The 18,033-nt window shown below is 65.3% G+C and carries 18 protein-coding genes and 1 tRNA gene; 10 read left to right on the top strand and 9 right to left on the bottom strand.

The window, feature by feature from the left end:
* Positions 1 to 106 precede the first annotated feature (106 nt).
* From ABUE31_RS06670 to ABUE31_RS06650, 5 genes are all read left to right on the top strand, one after another.
* Positions 107 to 1,144: an ABC transporter ATP-binding protein gene (locus tag ABUE31_RS06670; RefSeq protein ID WP_367722747.1), complete on the top strand. Its 1,038-nt coding sequence runs from the start codon at positions 107 to 109 to the stop codon at positions 1,142 to 1,144.
* On the top strand, positions 1,141 to 2,424 hold the full coding sequence (locus ABUE31_RS06665) for an ABC transporter substrate-binding protein (RefSeq protein WP_367722746.1): 1,284 nt from the start codon (positions 1,141 to 1,143) through the stop codon (positions 2,422 to 2,424). The genes ABUE31_RS06670 and ABUE31_RS06665 overlap by 4 nt, the downstream gene beginning before the upstream one ends.
* A gap of 63 nt (positions 2,425 to 2,487) precedes the next feature.
* On the top strand, positions 2,488 to 3,360 hold the full coding sequence (locus ABUE31_RS06660) for a carbohydrate ABC transporter permease (RefSeq protein WP_367722745.1): 873 nt from the start codon (positions 2,488 to 2,490) through the stop codon (positions 3,358 to 3,360).
* On the top strand, positions 3,357 to 4,220 hold the full coding sequence (locus tag ABUE31_RS06655) for a carbohydrate ABC transporter permease (protein WP_367722744.1): 864 nt from the start codon (positions 3,357 to 3,359) through the stop codon (positions 4,218 to 4,220). The genes ABUE31_RS06660 and ABUE31_RS06655 overlap by 4 nt, the downstream gene beginning before the upstream one ends.
* Positions 4,221 to 4,393: 173 nt before the next feature.
* Complete coding sequence (locus tag ABUE31_RS06650; RefSeq protein WP_367722743.1) at positions 4,394 to 5,692, top strand: NAD(P)H-dependent oxidoreductase; 1,299 nt, start codon at positions 4,394 to 4,396, stop codon at positions 5,690 to 5,692.
* A 50-nt stretch (positions 5,693 to 5,742) separates the two neighbouring features.
* On the opposite strand, the gene ABUE31_RS06645 is transcribed toward ABUE31_RS06650, so the two are convergent.
* The 4 genes from ABUE31_RS06645 to ABUE31_RS06630 form a co-directional block, all read right to left on the bottom strand.
* Complete coding sequence (locus ABUE31_RS06645) at positions 5,743 to 5,925, bottom strand: hypothetical protein (RefSeq protein WP_367722742.1); 183 nt, start codon at positions 5,923 to 5,925, stop codon at positions 5,743 to 5,745.
* A 122-nt stretch (positions 5,926 to 6,047) separates the two neighbouring features.
* The gene (locus tag ABUE31_RS06640) at positions 6,048 to 7,013 is read right to left on the bottom strand and encodes an outer membrane protein (RefSeq protein WP_367722741.1); all 966 of its coding nucleotides are present in this window, start codon (positions 7,011 to 7,013) and stop codon (positions 6,048 to 6,050) included.
* A 49-nt stretch (positions 7,014 to 7,062) separates the two neighbouring features.
* Positions 7,063 to 7,139: transfer RNA gene (locus ABUE31_RS06635), tRNA-Arg, on the bottom strand.
* A 63-nt stretch (positions 7,140 to 7,202) separates the two neighbouring features.
* A complete protein-coding gene (locus ABUE31_RS06630) occupies positions 7,203 to 8,366 on the bottom strand; it encodes a M20 aminoacylase family protein (RefSeq protein ID WP_367722740.1) in 1,164 nt (387 codons plus the stop codon).
* 195 nt (positions 8,367 to 8,561) lie between these two features.
* Between ABUE31_RS06630 and ABUE31_RS06625 the strand changes: the two genes are divergently transcribed.
* Positions 8,562 to 9,818, top strand: a complete 1,257-nt coding sequence (locus tag ABUE31_RS06625; RefSeq protein WP_367722739.1) for a D-alanyl-D-alanine carboxypeptidase family protein — start codon at positions 8,562 to 8,564, stop codon at positions 9,816 to 9,818.
* Positions 9,815 to 10,936: a CobW family GTP-binding protein gene (locus ABUE31_RS06620; protein WP_367722738.1), complete on the top strand. Its 1,122-nt coding sequence runs from the start codon at positions 9,815 to 9,817 to the stop codon at positions 10,934 to 10,936. The genes ABUE31_RS06625 and ABUE31_RS06620 overlap by 4 nt, the downstream gene beginning before the upstream one ends.
* Before the next feature lie 133 nt (positions 10,937 to 11,069).
* Here the strand turns inward: ABUE31_RS06620 and ABUE31_RS06615 are convergent, their stop codons facing one another.
* From ABUE31_RS06615 to ABUE31_RS06595, 5 genes are all read right to left on the bottom strand, one after another.
* Positions 11,070 to 11,321, bottom strand: a complete 252-nt coding sequence (locus tag ABUE31_RS06615; RefSeq protein WP_367722737.1) for a sulfurtransferase TusA family protein — start codon at positions 11,319 to 11,321, stop codon at positions 11,070 to 11,072.
* 5 nt (positions 11,322 to 11,326) lie between these two features.
* Positions 11,327 to 12,616, bottom strand: a complete 1,290-nt coding sequence (locus ABUE31_RS06610; RefSeq protein ID WP_367722736.1) for a L,D-transpeptidase family protein — start codon at positions 12,614 to 12,616, stop codon at positions 11,327 to 11,329.
* A 211-nt stretch (positions 12,617 to 12,827) separates the two neighbouring features.
* Positions 12,828 to 13,778, bottom strand: a complete 951-nt coding sequence (locus tag ABUE31_RS06605) for an acetyl-CoA carboxylase carboxyltransferase subunit alpha (RefSeq protein WP_367722735.1) — start codon at positions 13,776 to 13,778, stop codon at positions 12,828 to 12,830.
* An 88-nt stretch (positions 13,779 to 13,866) separates the two neighbouring features.
* The gene (locus ABUE31_RS06600) at positions 13,867 to 14,787 is read right to left on the bottom strand and encodes a site-specific tyrosine recombinase XerD (protein ID WP_367722734.1); all 921 of its coding nucleotides are present in this window, start codon (positions 14,785 to 14,787) and stop codon (positions 13,867 to 13,869) included.
* Positions 14,784 to 14,936, bottom strand: a complete 153-nt coding sequence (locus ABUE31_RS06595) for a histidine kinase (RefSeq protein ID WP_367722733.1) — start codon at positions 14,934 to 14,936, stop codon at positions 14,784 to 14,786. The genes ABUE31_RS06600 and ABUE31_RS06595 overlap by 4 nt, the downstream gene beginning before the upstream one ends.
* A 121-nt stretch (positions 14,937 to 15,057) precedes the next feature.
* Here ABUE31_RS06595 and ABUE31_RS06590 point away from each other — a divergent pair, with 121 nt between their 5' ends.
* Genes ABUE31_RS06590 through ABUE31_RS06580 form a run of 3 tightly spaced genes read left to right on the top strand, consistent with a single transcriptional unit; the run spans position 15,058 to position 18,031 of the window.
* Complete coding sequence (locus ABUE31_RS06590) at positions 15,058 to 15,660, top strand: shikimate kinase (protein ID WP_367722732.1); 603 nt, start codon at positions 15,058 to 15,060, stop codon at positions 15,658 to 15,660.
* Positions 15,657 to 16,769, top strand: a complete 1,113-nt coding sequence (aroB, locus tag ABUE31_RS06585; RefSeq protein ID WP_367722731.1) for a 3-dehydroquinate synthase — start codon at positions 15,657 to 15,659, stop codon at positions 16,767 to 16,769. Before ABUE31_RS06590 ends, aroB begins: the two co-directional genes overlap by 4 nt.
* Positions 16,766 to 18,031, top strand: a complete 1,266-nt coding sequence (locus tag ABUE31_RS06580; RefSeq protein WP_367722730.1) for an HlyC/CorC family transporter — start codon at positions 16,766 to 16,768, stop codon at positions 18,029 to 18,031. The genes aroB and ABUE31_RS06580 overlap by 4 nt, the downstream gene beginning before the upstream one ends.
* Positions 18,032 to 18,033 lie beyond the last annotated feature (2 nt).

Here is an 18,033-nt window from a genome sequence, read left to right as displayed (position 1 = left end):
ACATTTGTATTGACCATCAAGATTTAGTTCAATAGTCCTGCTTGGAGCGGTTTGGAAAACATCCGCCGGCGACGCTGGCAAAACTCCAGGCGGGGTGTGGATCGGAATGTCGGGAATTCAAGTCAAGGATCTGAGCAAGCGCTGGGGCGCCGTCCACGCTGTTCACGAGGTGAGTTTCGAGGTCGAGCCGGGCACGCTGACCGTGCTGCTGGGGCCATCCGGCTGCGGGAAGTCGACGACGCTTCGGCTTATTGCCGGACTTGATGAAGTCAGCTCCGGCTCGATTCTCATAGGCGGGCGTGATGTGACGCATGCGTCGCCGGCCGAACATGGCATTGCCATGGTTTTCCAGTCCTACGCGCTGTTCCCGCATCTGAGCGTCAGGGAGAACATCATCTTCGGCCTTCGAGTGAGGCGGGTCGGCGCTGCCGAGCGCGAGCGCCGGCTGAAGCGGGCCAGCGATCTCCTCAATCTTGGCGAACTGCTCGACAGGCGCCCGAACCAACTGTCCGGCGGGCAGCAGCAGCGCGTCGCCCTCGGCCGGGCTATCGTGGCTCAATCCCCCGTCTGTCTCATGGACGAGCCGCTATCCAACCTCGACGCGAAGTTGCGGGCGAGCATGCGTGTCGAGATCCGTGCGCTGCAACAGCGCCTCGGCCTGACCATGGTCTATGTCACCCATGATCAGGTCGAAGCCATGACCATGGCCGACAAGATCGTCGTGATGAACCAGGGGCGCATCGAGCAGATCGCCAGCCCGCGCGAGCTATACACGCGGCCGGCCACCACCTTCTGCGCCCGGTTCATCGGCACGCCGCCGATGAACCTGATCCCGGCAGGCGTCGTGCCAGGCTATGAACGCCTGGCTGAGGGCTGCCTGATCGGCGTGCGTCCAGAAGATATCCGCGCAGGCCGCGATGGCGTGCGAGCGGTGGTCGAAAGCGTCGAGTATCTCGGCGCGGACGAACTCGTCGCCGCCCATGTCGGCGATGCCAGGGTCATCGTCAGGCAACCCGCGCGTTCTGAAGCGCTGGACGGGACGATCGCATTGGTGTGGCCGGAGTCGGTTGCGCACGTTTTCGGTCCTGACGGACGACGCCTCGATGAGGCGGCGCAAGCTCAATACAGGGAGGAACTTCAATGAAACACGTTCTGAAATCGTCGTCGCTTTGCGGCGCAATGCTCGCATTATCTATGTCCACGGCGCTTGCGGTTGACCTTGAGCTCTATTTCCCGGTCGCCGTCGGCGGCGAAGCGGCCAATACCATCCAGGCCATGACCGATGAGTACATGGCGCAGAACGCGGATGTGAAAATCAACGCCATCTACACCGGCAGCTACGCCGACACGACCACCCGGGCGATCACCGCGGCCCGCGGCGGCAATCCGCCCCACCTCGCGATCCTGTCGGCCGTCGATGTCTTCATGCTGCAGGACGAAAATCTTATCGACGCCTGGGACGGCTACCTGAGCGAGGACGAGCTGCAGAATTGGGTGGGCGGCTTCTACGAGGCATTCCGCGCGAACACGCACAAGAATGGAAAGACCTGGGGGATTCCGTTCCAGCGCTCCACGCCGGTCATGTACTACAACAAGGATGCCTTCAAGGCAGCAGGGCTGGATCCCGAGGCTCCGCCCAGCACCTGGGAGCAGCTTGTCGAGACCGGCAGGAAGCTGACCGTCCGCGACGCCAATGGCACCGTCACCCAATGGGGCGTTCGCATCCCCTCATCCGGTTTTCCCTATTGGCCGTTCCAGGCTCTGGCGATTGCGAACGGCGCCGAACTGATGAACGCTGAAGGCACCGAAACCTATTTCGATCGGCCGGAAGTCATCGAGGCTCTCCAATTCCTCGTGGACCTTTCGAAGAAGCATCAGATCTTGGCGCCGGGCATTGTCGACTGGGGCGCAACGCCGCGCGCGTTCCTGGACGGCGAGGCCGGGATGGCTATCACCACGACCGGCAACCTCACCAACATCCGCACCAATGCGACCTTCGATCTCGGTGTGGCGATGCTGCCGAAGAACAAGCAGTACGGCGTCGCTACCGGTGGCGGTGACTTCTTTCTCTTCAAGGGGCACGACCAGGAAGCGACACGCGCCGCCATCGATTTTGTGAAGTGGGCGACTGCTCCGGAGCAGGCGGCCGCGTGGTCGATCGCGACCGGGTATGTGGCGCCGCGTCCCGACATCTGGGAAACCGACAAGATGAAGGAGTACGTGAAGGAAGTTCCCGGCGCACTGGTCGCGCGCAACCAGCTCGAACACGCGGTCGCCGAGTTCTCGACCTATGAGAATGCCCGCGTTCGCCAGATACTCAACGACGCCATCGCGGCCGCGATCGTCGGAGACAAGTCTCCCGAACAGGCTCTGACCGATGCTCAGGGCGAGGCGGACGCAATTCTCAAACTCTATCGTCAGTAGGACCAGCCGGGGGCGGCTTCGTTCGGTCGCCCCCGCTTTTGACTTCGCCAAAGGCCGCGGATCATGATCAAGCGCGAATGGATAAATGCCTGGCTGCTGCTGACGCCTGCGCTGCTGCTGCTTTTCGGGTTTACCCATCTGCCGGCGGTGCAGACAATTCTCGACAGCTTCTGGTCCACACCGCGCGGACAGCGGGCTGCGGTTTTCGTCGGCTTCGACAACTACCAGCGCATGCTTGGCGATGCAGTCTTCGTCAAGGCGATGGTGAACAATGCGATCTACGCGGCGATAACGATTCCCGCCTCGATCGCGCTCGCATTGTCGATGGCTCTCTTCGTGTCCCGGAAAATCCTCGGGCAGGGACTACTGCGCATGGCGTATTTCACGCCAACGGTGCTGCCACTGATCGCGGTGGCCAATATCTGGCTGTTCTTCTACCTTCCGGGCTTCGGTCTGTTCGATCAAATTCGCGGACTTTTCGGGTTCCAGCCGATCAACTGGGTAGGCCAGCCCTCCACCGCGCTCTACGCCATTACCGCGGTGACGATCTGGAACCAGGCCGGCTTCTTCATGATCTTTTTCCTGGCTGCGCTGCAGACAATTCCCCAGAGCCTGCGCGAGGCGGCGGCGCTCGAGGGCGCTTCCAGCTGGGTCTTCTTCTGGCGGATCACATGGCCGCTCATCATGCCGACCACGCTTTTCGTGTCGGTCAATGCGACGATCAACGCGTTTCGCATGGTCGACCATGTCTTCGTGATGACGCAGGGCGGGCCCAACAACGCCTCGACCCTGCTGCTCTACTACATTTACGACCAGGGCTTCCGGTTCTGGGATACGGCCTACGCCGCGACCCTTACCGTCGTCATGGTGGCGATCCTGGCGATCGTCGGCATCGGCCAGTTCTTCCTCCTCGACCGTCGGGTGCACTACAGATGACGACCGCAGCCACCGACCTGAGGCAGACATCCTCCAGTTCCAACGTGCGCGGGATCACCATCGATCGCGCGCTGTTCGTGGCCGGCGCATGGGCGCTGGCCCTGGTCTGGCTGCTCCCGCTGCTCTACGCCGTATGGACCGCCATCCATCCGTCCGCCTACGAGACACGCTTTGACTTGTTTGCGCCGCTGACGCTGGAGAATTTCGTCGAGGCATGGAATGCAGCGCCGTTCGCGCGGTACTTCCTGAACACGATCATTCTCGTGACCATGATCCTCGCCGCGCAGCTCGTGTTGTGCACGCTCGCCGGCTTCGCCTTCGCCAGGCTGGAGTTCCCGGGAAAGAACATTCTCTTCTCCCTGGTCCTCCTGCAACTCATGGTGATGCCGGATATCCTCATCGTCAGGAACTATGCGGCGATGCGCACGCTCGGACTGGTGGACACCATTCTTGCAATCGGTCTGCCGTACTTTGCTTCGGGCTTTGCAATCTTCCTGCTGCGCCAGACGTTCAAGACACTGCCGAAGGAACTGGACGAAGCGGCGCGCGTCGAGGGCTGCAACCTGCTTGGCCTGTTGTGGCGGGTCTATATTCCGCTGGCAAAACCCACCATGCTCGCCTTCGGGCTGGTTTCGGTGTCCCACCATTGGAACAACTTCATCTGGCCGTTGATCATCACCTCCTCCGCCGAGACGCGGCCCCTTACGGTTGGCCTCTCCATCTTCGCAACAACCGACAGCGGCACCGAATGGTCAATCATCAACGCGGCGACGCTGATAACATCCGGGCCGCTGTTGATCGGATTTCTCCTTTTTCAGCGCCAGTTTGTTCAAAGCTTCATGCGGGCCGGGATCAAGTAGGTCGGATCCGAGGCAATGTGTGGCCCTTCGTTCTGCTGGCTAGCAGGCCTGTTGGTGGCGACCGATTCGGTTCTCCCCCGACCTTGACAGATCAAAGGCCCGGTCCTTCTCAAATGTCGCTCGCGGCGGCGGGCGGCCAATCCTATAGTCTTCCCGAACATGGGAGATGAAGGATGAACCTGGCACGATTGGCCGCGGAGGCGGAGGACCATGGGAGGCCGGTCCGGGCGGGCCTGATCGGCGCAGGCAAGTTCGGCTCGATGTTCCTGGCGCAGGTGCCGACAATCCGCGGCTTGTCGGTTGCAGCGATCGCCGATCTTGATCCCGACCGGGCGCGGTCTGCCTGCCGCGCGGTCGGATGGGACGAGGAGCGGATCGACGCCACCGTGATCCTCGACGATGGTTCGGCGCTTGCCGGGCGGGACGACGTCGACGTGGTGATCGAGGCGACGGGCAGTCCGCGAGCCGGCATCGCCCACGCAAGGGCGGCAATCGCAGCCGGCAAGCATGTCGTGATGGTCAATGTCGAGGCGGATGTGCTCGTCGGACCCAAGCTCGCGCGGGAGGCTGCGGCGGCGGGCGTGGTCTATTCCATGGCCTACGGTGATCAGCCGGCGCTGGTGGCCGAAATGGTCGACTGGGCACGGGCGGCGGGCTTCTCGGTCGCCGCTGCCGGCAAAGGCACCAAATACCTGCCTGCCTATCACCAGGTCACGCCCGAAGGCGTCTGGGCGCACTATGGCTTGACGCCGGAGGAAGCGCGCCGCGCCGGGATGAACCCGCAGATGTTCAATTCGTTTCTCGACGGCACCAAGAGCGCCATCGAGATGGTGGCGATCGCCAATGCCTGCGGGCTGCGCGTGCCTTCGGGAGGATTGGGATTCCCACCCTGCGGCGTGGACGATCTCGCCATGGTGCTGCGGCCTCGGGAACTGGGCGGGCAGCTTCAGGGGCGCGGGATGGTCGAAACCATATCTTCGCTCGAGCGCGACGGCCGGCCGGTCTATCGCGACCTGCGCTGGGGCGTCTACGTCGTGCTCGAAGCGACGAACGACTATGCGGCGGCATGCTTTCGGCAATACGGGCTGAAGGTGGACGACACGGGCCGGTTTGCGGCGATGTACAAGCCGTTTCACCTGATCGGTCTTGAACTGTCGGTCTCGGTCCTGTCGGCCGCTCTGCGGCGCGAGGCGACGGGTTCTGCCCGGATGATGCGGGGCACCGTCGCTGCCGTGGCCAAGCGTGCTCTGAAGGAAGGCGAGATGCTCGACGGCGAGGGGGGCTACACCGTATGGGGCAAGGCGCTTCCGCTGGACGAGGCGCGCGATGCGTTGCCGATTGGCCTGGCGCACAGGGTCAAGCTCCTTCGGAACATTGCGGAGGGGGCGGTGCTCGGTCTTGCCGACGTGTCGCTCGGCGAAGATACCGTTGCGGAACTTTACCGCGCAGAGGTGGCTGCGGCAGGGAGATAGCTCAGATCGAGCATGTCCTGTCGAGCAGTCTAGTAAGTAGGAATCGCAGTCTATCCGCGCTTCTTCTTTTTCTTTGGCTTACAGGCAATGCCGTCGCCGTCCCTGTCCAGGCCGTAGACGTCGATTCCGATCACCCGGATGGGACCGGTCACATATTCAGGGCCATCGCCCTTGCCGCCCTCGCAGTCGACGTCACTGGCAACTGGCACGCACGGGTGGTGGCGGTCGGCCACCAAATGAAAACGCCGCCCGAAGGCGGCGCTTGGGGAACGGCTGACTGGCGCCTATGGCGTCTTGAGCTGCCCTGCGAGAAAGCCCGGCGCGATGGCCGGGCTCAAATGCAGACGCGTGACCGTCAGAACTTGTACGCGACGCCGAAGCGGAAATCGTGGATGTCGATGTCCACGTCATATTCGTCGCCAGAATGATTCGCGGTGAAGTGCTTTTCGTCGAAATCGGTGTAGCGGTATTCGCCGCGGACGATCCAATTGTCGGTGACGGCATATTCTGCGCCGGCGCCGATCGTCCATCCGACCATGCTTCCGTCGTGGTCACCGTATGGATTGCCGCTGCTGAATTCCTCAAAGCGATAGTGGCCGAATGCGACGCCACCCGCGACATAGGGAAGAAAGCGATCATAGGCGTAGCCCAGACGCCCGCGAACCGCGCCCATCCAGTCGACTTCGGTTCGCGCCGAGAAAGGGCTGAGGCCTAAGACTGATGAGTCCTCCACGTCCCCCAGGGCGATATCGGCCTCGCCGCCGAGCACGATGCCGTTGGCGAACTGATAGTTGTAGCCCGCGTAGATGCCGCCGATGACCCCGTCGGGATCATGGCTGTAGAAACCGGAGATACCTTCATGGACGTAGTCGGCGCTGCCCTCGAAGGCATAGCCGATCTGGCCGCCGACATAGACGCCCGACCAGTTGTAGGTTGTATCGACGACAACAACCTCTTCAACCACTGCATCGGCGGCGTGGGCAAAACTTGCTGAGCCGAGGAACAGTGCGGTGGCTATAAATGTGCGCATAAGCAGTTCCTCAAAATGAACTAGACCGGCATGCGTGTGCAATCCGGGATTGTAAACCCCAATTTGCGGGTTGCAGGGCAGAACATTGCCGACCTGTGACCTGATGGACACGGCCGTCCAGACGCTGCGCTGGGGTAGGGTGACTTCTCCGGCCGCTACAAGCTCAGCGATCGCTGGATGGCCGCGTTGGCTGTGCGCTGGGGGAGTGCTCCCCATGTCGCGTTCAAGTCGCGTCGAGTCGCCGAGTGTCAGCGAAAACCGTTGGAAATCAAGGTTATTCAGTTGCAGCATGACGCAACATGAGATCGAAGGGCAGAGGTATCTAAAGCCTTGATTTTGTTGGTGATCCCGGCAGGAATCGAACCTGCGACCTACAGATTAGGAATCTGCCGCTCTATCCTACTGAGCTACGGGACCAGCCGGCTGACACATAGCCCCTTCCGGCCAATTCGCCAACTGTCTTCGATCAGGCTTTTCCACTCATGCGGCGAGCGCGGTCTCGGCGAGCTTCACCCAGTAGCTCACGCCGTGCGGCGTCGCTTCGTCGTTGAAGTCGTAGGACGGGTGGTGAAGGTTCGCCGTGTCGCCGTTGCCTATGAAGATGAAGGCACCGGGGCGCGCCTGCAGCATGTAGGAGAAATCCTCGCCGCCCATCAGCGGCGCGACGGCGCGGTGGATGGCCGCCTCTCCGGCCACCGTCGCGGCGACGTCGCCGGCGAAGGCGGCCTCGCCCGGATCGTTGACCGTGACCGGGTAGTTGGGCTTGAAGTCCATCGTCACGGTCGCGCCGGCGGCGCGGCCGATGCCCTCGCAGATGGCGCGCATGCGCTCCTCGGTGAGGGCGGCCACCTCGGCCTTGAGCGAGCGCACGGTACCGGCGAGATCGACCTGCTCGGGAATGACGTTGTAGGCCGAGCCGGCGTTGAACTTGGTCACCGAGACGACGACCGAATCGGTCGGGTCGACGGTGCGCGAGGCGATGGTCTGGAACGCCATGACGATCTGGCTCGCCGCGACGATGGGGTCGATGCCGACATGCGGCATCGCCGCGTGGGCGCCGCGGCCCCGCACGCGCACGTTGAACTCGGCGGTCGCCGCCATGATGGCGCCCGGCCGGATCGCGAACTGCCCGACCGGCAGGCCGGGCATGTTGTGCATGCCGAAGACGCGGGTGATGCCGAAGCGCTCCATGATGCCGTCGCGGACCATTTCCCGGCCACCGCCGCCGCCCTCTTCGGCCGGCTGGAAGATAACCGCCACGGTGCCCGCGAAATTGCGGGTCTCGGCCAGGTACTTCGCCGCTCCGAGCAGCATCGCGGTATGCCCGTCGTGGCCGCAGGCGTGCATCTTGCCGGGCACGGTCGAGGCATGCGGCGCGCCGCTCGTCTCCTCGATCGGCAGCGCGTCCATGTCGGCGCGCAGGCCGATCGCCGGGCCGTCGCCGAGGCGGCCCCTGATGACGCCGACGACGCCCGTGCGGGCGATGCCCGTCGCGACTTCGTCGCAGCCGAACTCCCTCAGCCGCGCCGCCACGAACTCCGCGGTCTGGTAGAGATCGAAGCCGAGTTCCGGCGTGCGGTGGATGTGTCGGCGCCAGGTCGTGATCTCGTCCTGCAGTTCGGCGGCGCGGTTCAGAATCGGCATCGGATTTCCCGTGATATTGAAGTGCCGGGCTGTTGCCCGAATCCGGGCTTTTTGCCATCTTGAGGTCAGATAGGCTAGATAGCACATAACGATGCGCAGGGTCGCCGCCTCAGGCGCCGTCCTTGGCTTCTTCTATTGCGGCGCTGGAACACCCGGGAAGCCCCGGATCCAAAGGCGGGATCATCGATGCGGCACATGCTTTCTCTCGGTTTCGCGGTCCTGGCCATCGCGAGTTTGGCGGGCCAGCCGGCAAGCGCCGGCCCGTCGCTGCTGTTCGACGCGACCAGCGGCCAGGTCCTGGAAAGCGAGCAGCCTTTCGCGCGCTGGTATCCGGCCTCGCTGACCAAGCTGATGACGACCTATGTAGCCTTCCGGGCCGTGAAGTCGGGCGAGGTGACGATGCAGTCGCCCATTCGCGTCTCGGCCAACGCCGCCAACGAGGCGCCGAGCAAGATGGGCTATCCCGTCGGCACCGTCATCACGCTCGACGACGCGATCAAGATCATCATGGTGAAGTCGGCCAACGACGTGGCGACGTCGATCGGCGAGAGCCTTGCCGGATCGGAAGCGGAGTTCGCCGCGCGCATGAACTCGGAGTCCCGGCGCCTTGGCATGACGGGGTCGCACTGGGTCAATGCGCACGGCCTGCACGACGACCAGCAGTACACCACGGCGCGCGACCTCGGCATTCTCGCTTCGGCGCTTCGCCGGGAGTTCCCTGAATACGCATCCTATTTCTCGATCGAGGGCCTGTCGTCCGGCAAGCAGGTCATCGCCAGCCACAACGCGCTGATCGGGCGCTTCGAGGGCGCCGACGGTATGAAGACGGGCTATACCTGCCCGGCCGGCTACAACCTGGTGGCCTCGGCGACGCGCGACGGACGCACGCTGATGGCCATCGTCATAGGCGCGACGTCGGTGAAGGGGCGCAACGAGGCGGCGGCGGGCCTGCTGGCCAAGGGGTTTGCCGAGCCGACCGCCGGCGGCTTGTCGCTCGCGGCCATGAAGCCGACCGGCGCCGGCCTCGACAAGGCGACCAACATGCGCGAGGCGCTGTGCACCAAGGCCGGCAGCCAGGCGCTGCGCAAGCGCGAGCGCGAGGCGGCCGCGCAGCGCAAGAAGGACGGCAAGGCCGAGCCGGCGTCCTACCTCGCCAAGCGCGAGGGGCCGCGCGATCTCGTGCCGATCCGGGTCGGCACGGCCACCGGACCGGCCACGCCCTCGGTCGCGGCCCTGCTGATCCAGGACGCGGCGGACAAGGCCGCGCGCGAGGCCGAGGAACTGAAGAAGCAGGCTGCGGTTGCCGCCGGCTACGATCCGGATATCCCGCTGCCGGACTGGCGCCCCGACATCCCCGCTCCTGAGGGGGCCGAGCCTGCCGCGCTCGGCGATTCCGCCGCGCTGGACACCGAGGCGACGGACGAAGACGCGCTGACGACGCTGGATCAATGATCCCGGGACCCATACCGGTCTCCGTGCTGACGGGGTTCCTGGGCGCCGGCAAGACCACCTTGCTCAACCGGCTGCTGAAGGACCCGGCGCTGGCCGACACGGCCGTCATCATCAACGAGTTCGGCGATGTCGCGATCGACCACCTGCTGGTCGAGAACTCGTCCGACGGCATCATCCAGCTGGCGGACGGCTGCCTGTGCTGCACGGTGCGCGGCGACCTCGTGGACACGCTTGCCGACCTGGTCGACCGGCTGCAGACCGGCCGCATCGCGCGTCTCGCGCGCGTGATCGTCGAGACCACCGGTCTGGCCGATCCGGCGCCCGTCCTGCAATCGATCATGGGCCATCCCGCCCTGGTCCAGGCCTACAGGCTCGACGGCGTGATCGCGCTGGTCGATGCGGTCAACGCCGAAGCGACCCTCGACGCCCACATCGAGGCGGTAAAGCAGGTCGCCGTCGCCGACCGTCTCGTCATCGCGAAGTCCGATCTCGTTCGGGATCAGGGCGCGTTGGAGGTGCTCGCGGCGCGGCTGCGGCACATCAATCCTTCGGCGCCGATCATCGATGCCCGTACGCCCGGGACGGGCTGTTCGGCGCTTTTCGACTGCGGCGTCTACAATCCCGCCAGCAAGTCCGCCGATGTCCGTCGCTGGCTTGGCGAAGAAGCTGCGCACGCGCATGGCGATTGCGGGCCCGGCCATGGGCACGGCCACGATCATGGCGACCATCACGAGCATCACAGGCACGATTCGCGGATCAGGACGTTCACGCTGACGCACGACAAGCCGGTCCCCTACGCGGCGATAGAGATGTTCCTGGACCTCTTGCGTTCGGCCCACGGCGACAAGCTGTTGCGCATGAAGGGCGTCATCGAACTGGCCGACGATCCGTCGCGCCCGCTGGTCGTGCATGGCGTCCAGCGCCTGTTGCATCCGCCCGCCCGCCTGCCGGCATGGCCGGACGCAACGCGCGGAACGCGGCTCGTCCTGATCACGCTCGACATGCCCGCGGACTATGTCAGGCGCCTGTTCGCCGCCTTCACCGACACACCGGCGGTGGATACGCCGGATCGGGCGGCGCTGGTGGACAACCCGCTCGCCATCGCCGGCCTGCGCTAGGTCCTGGAAAAGAAAAGCCGGCCTTGCGGCCGGCTGGAGACTGGACGGCGGGCATTTGGGGGGTCGGGGGACAGCCTGCCGTCTCCCAACAATGCGCCGCCGGGCGAAAGGTTCCGCCACCTTGCAAAAAAGATCAGGAGCGACCGGACGGCGCCGGCGGCCCGCGCTCGACCAGGAAGCGGTGCCCGCCGTCAACTGCTTCGCGATCGATCAGCCTGTGCCCTTCGTCGGCGCAGAAGGCAGGGATGTCGAGCGTTGCCAGCGGATCGGTCGTCTCCAGCCACAGCCTTTCGCCCGGCTGCATTGCGGCCATGCGCTTCTTCGCGCGAAGCACCGGCAGGGGGCATTTCAGGCCCCTGAGGTCGTAGGTCGACGTGTCGTGCAAGGCGATCAGCTGCCGAAGATGTTGGCGATCCGCTTGCGCGCGCTGTTGAAGAGGCCCGGATTGTCGGCGGGCGCGGCCTCGACCGGCGCTTCCTGCGTGTTCACGGCGCCGGTGGCGACGACAGGGGTCGCCGCCTGCGCATCGGCTTCAGCCTGCTCGGCCAGGCGCTTCTTCTCTTCAGCCTTCGCCAGTTCGATCCGCTTCTTCTCGGCTTCGGCCTTGGCCTTCTCGGCGGCGGCTTCGTCGATTTCAGCCTGGCGGCGCCCGGCCGGCGAATCGATGCGACCCATCTGGGCGGTCTGGCTCACCGTTCCGTCCTGGTTCATCGACGGCGGCTCCACCGGAATGCGCTCGCCGCGGGCCCGCTTCTTGGTCCAGTCGGCGACGAGATTGGCTTCCTTCAGCCCGGCGATGGTGGGCTTCGGCGGCAGCTTCGAGCTCTTCTTCGCCGCGGTTGCGAAAGCGGCTTCATAGCTTTTCTGGTAGGACTGGTAGGCGGTCGCCAGCGTTCCAGGCTGCGTCGACGCCGGGCAGGCGCCCGTCGGGTTGAAGGTCGCAGTGCCCTCCGGAATGCGGTTGAAGACGTAGCGCTTCTCGCAAACATCGACCTTGGGCGGCACCTTGGTGATCTCGAACTGGTCGTAGCCTTCCTTGAGCATTGTCCAGAAGGCGAAGTTGGGATCGTCGCGATAGCGCGCCATGTTGGCGGCCGTCATCCTGAAGGGGAAGGCCTGGATCTGGAACTCGGTCTGGCCGCCGCGGAACGCGTCGCGGCCGAAGGCATAGATTTCCTCGATCTGCTCGTTGGTCATCGAGTAGCAGCCCGACGACGAGCAGGCGCCGTGCACCATCAGGTGCTGGCCTGTGCGCCCGTTGGCGCGGTCGTAGGCGTTGGGATAGCCGATGTTGAAGGCGAGGTGGTAGCTGGAGCGCGGGTTCATCTGCGTGGGACGCACGGTGTAGAAGCCCTCTGGCGCCTGGCGGTCGCCTTCGATGAACTTCGGCCCGAGCTTGCCGGACCACTTGCAGATGTCGTAGCTCGCGAGGATGTCGTAGCGGCCGTTCGTCTTCTGCTTCCAGATTTCGAGCTTGCCTTCTTCCTTGAAGATGCGGGCCATGACGGGCGACGTCCGGCTCATGCCCTTGGCCTGCATTTCGGCCAGCCGCTTCGAGGAAAGCTGCTTCTCCGCGGCCGGGTTTCCGCCGGTCGAGATGCCGCTGATGTCGGACCCCGTGCATCCGGCTGCGGCGATTGCAGCGGTGAGGAATGCGGCGCGGATCACGTTTGCGATCATTGGTCTGGTTTCGTCCGTTAGGCGGCGCGTTCGAATAGGGCCGGCGGGTTCATGGCAGGTCGACGGACATTTTAGGTCCGTTAACCTTGAGAATTGATTACCACAACCCCCGTCTGCCGTCCCTGTCCCCAGGTCAGCTTGACGGGCAGGCTTCGACATTAATGTGGCGAAAAGCTGTCGGACGCCACATTTGGCGGGAATCCGCGTCCCTTCAGAGGGAGCGGCCCATCGCCAGGTACTTTTCGCGCCGATGCTCGCGGAAATCCGCGTTGGATTGCGCAAACTCGCCGAGCGTTCTTGCGATCAGGTCGCCGGTGGCGCCGATCACCGCCTCAGGCGCGCGGTGCGCGCCGCCCATCGGCTCCGGCACGATGCCGTCGATGATCTTGAGGTCGAGCAGGTCCTGCGCGGTGATCTTCATGTTGGTGGCGGCTTCCTTGGAGCGCGTGGTGTCGCGCCACAGGATCGACGCCGCGCCTTCCGGCGAGATCACCGAATAGATGGCGTGCTCCAGCATGTAGACCCGGTTCGCCGTGGCGATGGCGATGGCCCCGCCCGAGCCGCCTTCGCCGATCACGACCGAAAGCGAGGGGCTGCGCAGCGACAGGCAGGCCGATGTGGAGCGGGCGATCGCCTCGGCCTGGCCGCGCTCCTCCGCGCCGACGCCCGGATAGGCGCCAGCCGTGTCGACCAGCGTGATCATCGGGATGCCGAAGCGGTCGGCCAGTTCCATGATGCGCACGGCCTTGCGGTAGCCCTCGGGCCTGACCGAGCCGAAATTGTGCTTCAGCCGGCTCTTGGTGTCGGAGCCCTTTTCCTGGCCGATCACCGCGACAGGCTCGCCGCGGAAGCGCGCGAAGCCGCCGACGATGGCAGCGTCCTCGCCGAATTTGCGGTCGCCGGCGAGCGGCGTGAAATCGGTGAACAGGCCCTTGACGTAGTCGAGGCAATGCGGCCGGTCGGGGTGGCGGGCGACCTGCACCTTCTGCCAAGGGGTCAGTTGCCGGTAGACGTCGCGAAGCGCCTCTGCGGAACGCTTTTCCAGCCTGGCGATCTCCTCGCCGACGTCGACGGCCTCACCGCTCTCGGAAAGCTTCTTCAGCTCGAGGATCTTGCCTTCCAGGTCCTGAACCGGCTTTTCGAAATCGAGATAGTTGTACATTCGTGATTGAACCGATGCGCCGGGGCGGGAAACGCGCGGAACCCCTGAAAACGCGGTTCCGGCGGGTGAAATCAAGCCTCACATAACCTCACGGGGGCGGGTCGGCAAGCGGATGGTGGTCGTTGACCAGCCGCACCAGCCTTTCCTCGAGGACGTGCGTGTAGATCTGGGTGGTCGAAATGTCGGCATGGCCGAGCAGTTGCTGGACCGCCCTCAGGTCGGCGCCGTTGGCCAGCAGATGGCTCGCGAAGGCGTGCCGCAGCACGTGCGGGGAAACCTTGGCCGACGCAATTCCGGCGCGCGCGGCCAGCGCCTTGAGGTCGCGGGCGAAGACCTGCCGCGGCAGGTGGCCGCTTTCCGACGCCGGCGACGGGAAGAGATACGGGCTGTCCGCCAGCGCCGGATCGCCGTTCCGCCGCACCAGCCAGGCGCGCATGGCGTCGCGGGCCTTCTGGGAAAGCGGCACCATGCGTTCCTTGCTGCCCTTGCCGCGCACCACGAAAAAGCGTTCGTCGCGCATGGCGACGGCGACGGGCAGGGCGACGAGTTCGGAAACACGCAGGCCGGTGGCGTAAAGCACCTCGACCAGCGCGTGCATCCGCGCGGCCGCGACCGGGTCGGCGGCCTTGCCGGCCGCCTCGGCGTCGGCCTGGTCGAGCAGCCTGCCGGTCTCCGTCTCGGCCATGGTCTTCGGCAGCGTTCGCTCTCGGCGCGGGCTGTCGAGCGTGCCGGTCGGATCGTCCGGCCTGAGGTTCTCGGCATAGAGAAACTTGAAGAACTGCCGCAGCGTCGAAAGCCGGCGCGCCTGCGAGGAGGCGGCAAAGCCGCGCGCGGCCATGCCGCCGAGATAGGCGCGGATGTCGTCGGCTCCGGCGCCGGCCAGGCCGCCCTTGATGGTCTCGGTCGCGTCTTCGAGGTCGCGGCGGTAGTTCGCCAGCGTGTTGTCGGCCGCGCCGCGCTCGACGCTCATCATCTCCAGGAAGGCTTCGATGCGCGCCGCGCTGTTCATCTGGTCTGTGGGTTGAGCCGGTCGGCGGGAACGCGTTCGCTCATTTCCGCCGTGTTCGGCTCGACCAGGATCACCAGCGCGAGCATCGCGCCGTAGCCGAGGGCAGCCAGAATGCAGAGAGTGATGACAAACCTGAATAGCGTCGGCATCGAATCCCTTGGCCGCCCGTTTTCCGTTCCGCGCCCTTATGGGACGCGAATTTCGTCAAGACAAGGGCGAGCGGGACATCGTCTGCTTGACGCCATCAGGCTTTTCATGTGGAACGGCGCCATGATCGCGACCCAGACGCTGGCTGCAGACAACAGTGCCGACCTGCTCGCCAGGCTCGGCTCGCGCTCGATTGTCTTCATCGGCCTGATGGGCGCCGGCAAGACGGCGATCGGACGCAAGGTCGCCACGGCGCTTGGCCTTCCCTTCATCGACAGCGACCACGAGATCGAAAGCGTATCCAGGATGACGATCCCGGATCTCTTCGAGCGCTATGGCGAGACCGAGTTCCGGGCCCTCGAGCAGCGCGTCATCCTCCGCCTCCTCGAGCAGGGACCGCAGATACTCTCGACGGGCGGCGGCGCGTTCATGAACGAGCAGACGCGCGAGGCGATCGGCGAGCATGGGCTGTCCGTTTGGCTGAAGGCCGACGTGGATACGCTTCTCGAGCGTGTCGCCAAGAAGCAGAACCGTCCGCTCCTCAGGAATGCCGACCCGCGCGCGGTGCTCGAGAAGCTGATGGGCGAGCGCTATCCGGTCTACGCGCTGGCCGACATCACCGCGCCGACGCGGGCCGAGCGCAAGGAGGTCATCGCCAGCGAGGTCATCGAGGCGATCGGCCGGCATCTAGCCGGCGCATCCCCAGGCACCGAGGCGACGAAATGAGCATCGAGACCGTCCCGGTCAGGCTGGGCGACCGGACATACGACATCCTGATCGGCGCCGGGCTGATCGCGCGGGCCGGCGAGGAGATCGTCAGGCGGTTGCCGGGCGTACGGGCGGCGATCGTCACCGACGGCCATGTCGCCGCCGCGCATCTCGATCCGCTGCTCGCGAGCCTCGAAGGGGCAGGGGTGGGATCGACCGCGATCACGCTTCCGCCCGGCGAGAAGACGAAGAGTTTCGAGGCGCTGCAGACCGTGGTCGACGGCGTCCTCGCCGCCCGGCTCGAGCGCGGCGACGCGGTGATCGCGCTCGGCGGCGGCGTCATCGGCGACCTCGCCGGCTTCGCCTCGGGCATCGTGCGCCGCGGCATGCGCTTCGTGCAGATGCCGACCTCGCTCCTGGCGCAGGTGGATTCGTCCGTCGGCGGCAAGACCGGCATCAACAGCACGCACGGCAAGAACCTCGTTGGCGTCTTCCATCAGCCGCAGCTGGTCCTCGCCGACACCGGCGCGCTCGACACGCTGTCCGACCGCGAGTTTCGCGCCGGCTATGCCGAGGTCGCCAAATACGGCCTGATCGACCGGCCCGACTTCTTCGCCTGGCTGGAGGACAACTGGCGCGAGATTTTCGAGGGCGGCCCGGCAAGGACGCGCGCGATCGCCGAATCCTGTCGCGCCAAGGCCGAAGTCGTGGCGCGCGACGAGTTCGAGACGGGCGACCGGGCCCTGCTCAACCTCGGCCACACCTTCGGCCACGCGCTCGAAGGCGCCACCGGCTACGACAGCGGCCGCCTGGTTCACGGCGAGGGCGTCGCCATCGGCATGGCGCTGGCGCATCGCTTCTCGTCGCGGCTCAACCTCTGCAGCATGGACGATGCGCTGCGCGTCGAGCGGCACCTCGCGGCCGTCGGGCTGCCGACGCGCATGGCGGACATCCCCGGCGACCTGCCCGATGCCGACAGGCTCCTGGCCTATATCGCGCAGGACAAGAAGGTGTCGCGCGGGGCGCTGACCTTCATTCTCACGCGCGGCGTCGGCCAGGCCTTCATCGCCAGGGACGTCCCGTCTTCGGAAGTGCTGGCATTCCTCAAGGAGAACCACCCCCGATGAGCCTGGAAACGTGGCTTGTTGTCGGCCTGATCGTGCTGCTCCTGATGCTGTCGTTCCTGTTTTCGGGAACCGAGACCAGCATGACCGGCGCGTCGCGGGCGCGCATTCATTCGCTGAGCGCATCCGGCGACCGCAGGGCCGGGCTGGTCGAGCGGCTGATCGAGCGGAAGGATCGCCTGGTCGGCGCGCTTCTGATCGGCAACAATCTCGTCAACATCCTGGCGTCGGCGTTGGCGACCAGCGTGCTGCTCAAGACCTTCGGCGACAGCGGCGTCATCTACGCCACCATCGTGATGACGGTCGCGCTGGTGATCTTTTCCGAGATCCTGCCGAAGTCCTGGGCGCTGGCCCGGCCGGAACAGTTCGCGATCAACGTCGCCGGCTTCGCGCGGCTGGTCGTCTTCCTGTTCGGCCATCTGTCGTCGATCGCCAACTGGATCGTGCGCGCCCTGCTGGCGCTGTTCGGCGTCAATCTCGCGCGCGACGAAATGCTCCTGACCGGGCATGAGGAACTGCGCGGCACGATCGCCGTGCTCCACCGGGAAGGCGGCGTGGTCAAGCAGGACCGCGACCGCGTCGGCGCGCTGCTCGACCTGCATGAGCTCGAACTGGCCGACGTCATGGTCCACCGCACCAACATGCGCTCGGTCAACGCCGACAACCCGCCGGAGGTCGTCGTGCGCGAGGTGCTGCAGAGCCCGCATACGCGCATGCCGCTCTGGAAGGGCTCGACGGAAAACATCGTCGGCGTGCTGCACGCCAAGGATCTGCTGCGCGCGCTCAACGAGGTCGGCAACGACTTTACGCAGATCGACGTGATGAAGATCGCCTCCAAGCCGTGGTTCGTGCCGGAGACGACCTCCCTGCAGGACCAGCTGACCGCGTTCCTGCGCCGCAAGGCGCATTTTGCGCTGGTGGTCGACGAATATGGCGAGGTCGAGGGACTGGTCACGCTCGAGGATATCATCGAGGAGATCGTCGGCGACATCGCCGACGAGCACGACCTCGACATGCAGGGCGTGCGGCAGGAGGCCGATGGCTCGATCGTGGTCGACGGGACCGTGCCGATCCGCGACCTCAACCGCGCGCTGGACTGGACACTGCCCGACGAGGAGGCGACGACGATCGCCGGCCTCGTCATCCACGAGACGCAGTCGATCCCCGAGGAACGCCAGGCGTTCACCTTCCATGGCAAGCGCTTCGTGGTGATGAAGCGCGACAAGAACCGCATCGCCAGGATCAGGATCAGGCCGGTCGCCTGATC

Origin of the sequence: Mesorhizobium marinum (assembly GCF_040813675.1) — a bacterium.
GTDB lineage: Bacteria > Pseudomonadota > Alphaproteobacteria > Rhizobiales > Rhizobiaceae > Mesorhizobium_K > Mesorhizobium_K marinum.
This window is presented reverse-complemented; position numbering and strand designations above follow the sequence as displayed.

Excerpts from the sequence above, each read along its gene's own strand:
- ABUE31_RS06670 (WP_367722747.1), top strand. The coding sequence starts at position 107 with ATGTCGGGAATTCAAGTCAAGGATCTGAGCAAGCGCTGGGGCGCCGTC.
- ABUE31_RS06665 (WP_367722746.1), top strand. The coding sequence starts at position 1,141 with ATGAAACACGTTCTGAAATCGTCGTCGCTTTGCGGCGCAATGCTCGCA.
- ABUE31_RS06660 (WP_367722745.1), top strand. The coding sequence starts at position 2,488 with ATGATCAAGCGCGAATGGATAAATGCCTGGCTGCTGCTGACGCCTGCG.
- ABUE31_RS06655 (WP_367722744.1), top strand. The coding sequence starts at position 3,357 with ATGACGACCGCAGCCACCGACCTGAGGCAGACATCCTCCAGTTCCAAC.
- ABUE31_RS06650 (WP_367722743.1), top strand. The coding sequence starts at position 4,394 with ATGAACCTGGCACGATTGGCCGCGGAGGCGGAGGACCATGGGAGGCCG.
- ABUE31_RS06640 (WP_367722741.1), bottom strand. The coding sequence starts at position 7,013 with ATGCTGCAACTGAATAACCTTGATTTCCAACGGTTTTCGCTGACACTC.
- ABUE31_RS06630 (WP_367722740.1), bottom strand. The coding sequence starts at position 8,366 with ATGCCGATTCTGAACCGCGCCGCCGAACTGCAGGACGAGATCACGACC.
- ABUE31_RS06625 (WP_367722739.1), top strand. The coding sequence starts at position 8,562 with ATGCTTTCTCTCGGTTTCGCGGTCCTGGCCATCGCGAGTTTGGCGGGC.
- ABUE31_RS06620 (WP_367722738.1), top strand. The coding sequence starts at position 9,815 with ATGATCCCGGGACCCATACCGGTCTCCGTGCTGACGGGGTTCCTGGGC.
- ABUE31_RS06610 (WP_367722736.1), bottom strand. The coding sequence starts at position 12,616 with ATGATCGCAAACGTGATCCGCGCCGCATTCCTCACCGCTGCAATCGCC.
- ABUE31_RS06605 (WP_367722735.1), bottom strand. The coding sequence starts at position 13,778 with ATGTACAACTATCTCGATTTCGAAAAGCCGGTTCAGGACCTGGAAGGC.
- ABUE31_RS06600 (WP_367722734.1), bottom strand. The coding sequence starts at position 14,787 with ATGAACAGCGCGGCGCGCATCGAAGCCTTCCTGGAGATGATGAGCGTC.
- ABUE31_RS06595 (WP_367722733.1), bottom strand. The coding sequence starts at position 14,936 with ATGCCGACGCTATTCAGGTTTGTCATCACTCTCTGCATTCTGGCTGCC.
- ABUE31_RS06590 (WP_367722732.1), top strand. The coding sequence starts at position 15,058 with ATGATCGCGACCCAGACGCTGGCTGCAGACAACAGTGCCGACCTGCTC.
- aroB (WP_367722731.1), top strand. The coding sequence starts at position 15,657 with ATGAGCATCGAGACCGTCCCGGTCAGGCTGGGCGACCGGACATACGAC.
- ABUE31_RS06580 (WP_367722730.1), top strand. The coding sequence starts at position 16,766 with ATGAGCCTGGAAACGTGGCTTGTTGTCGGCCTGATCGTGCTGCTCCTG.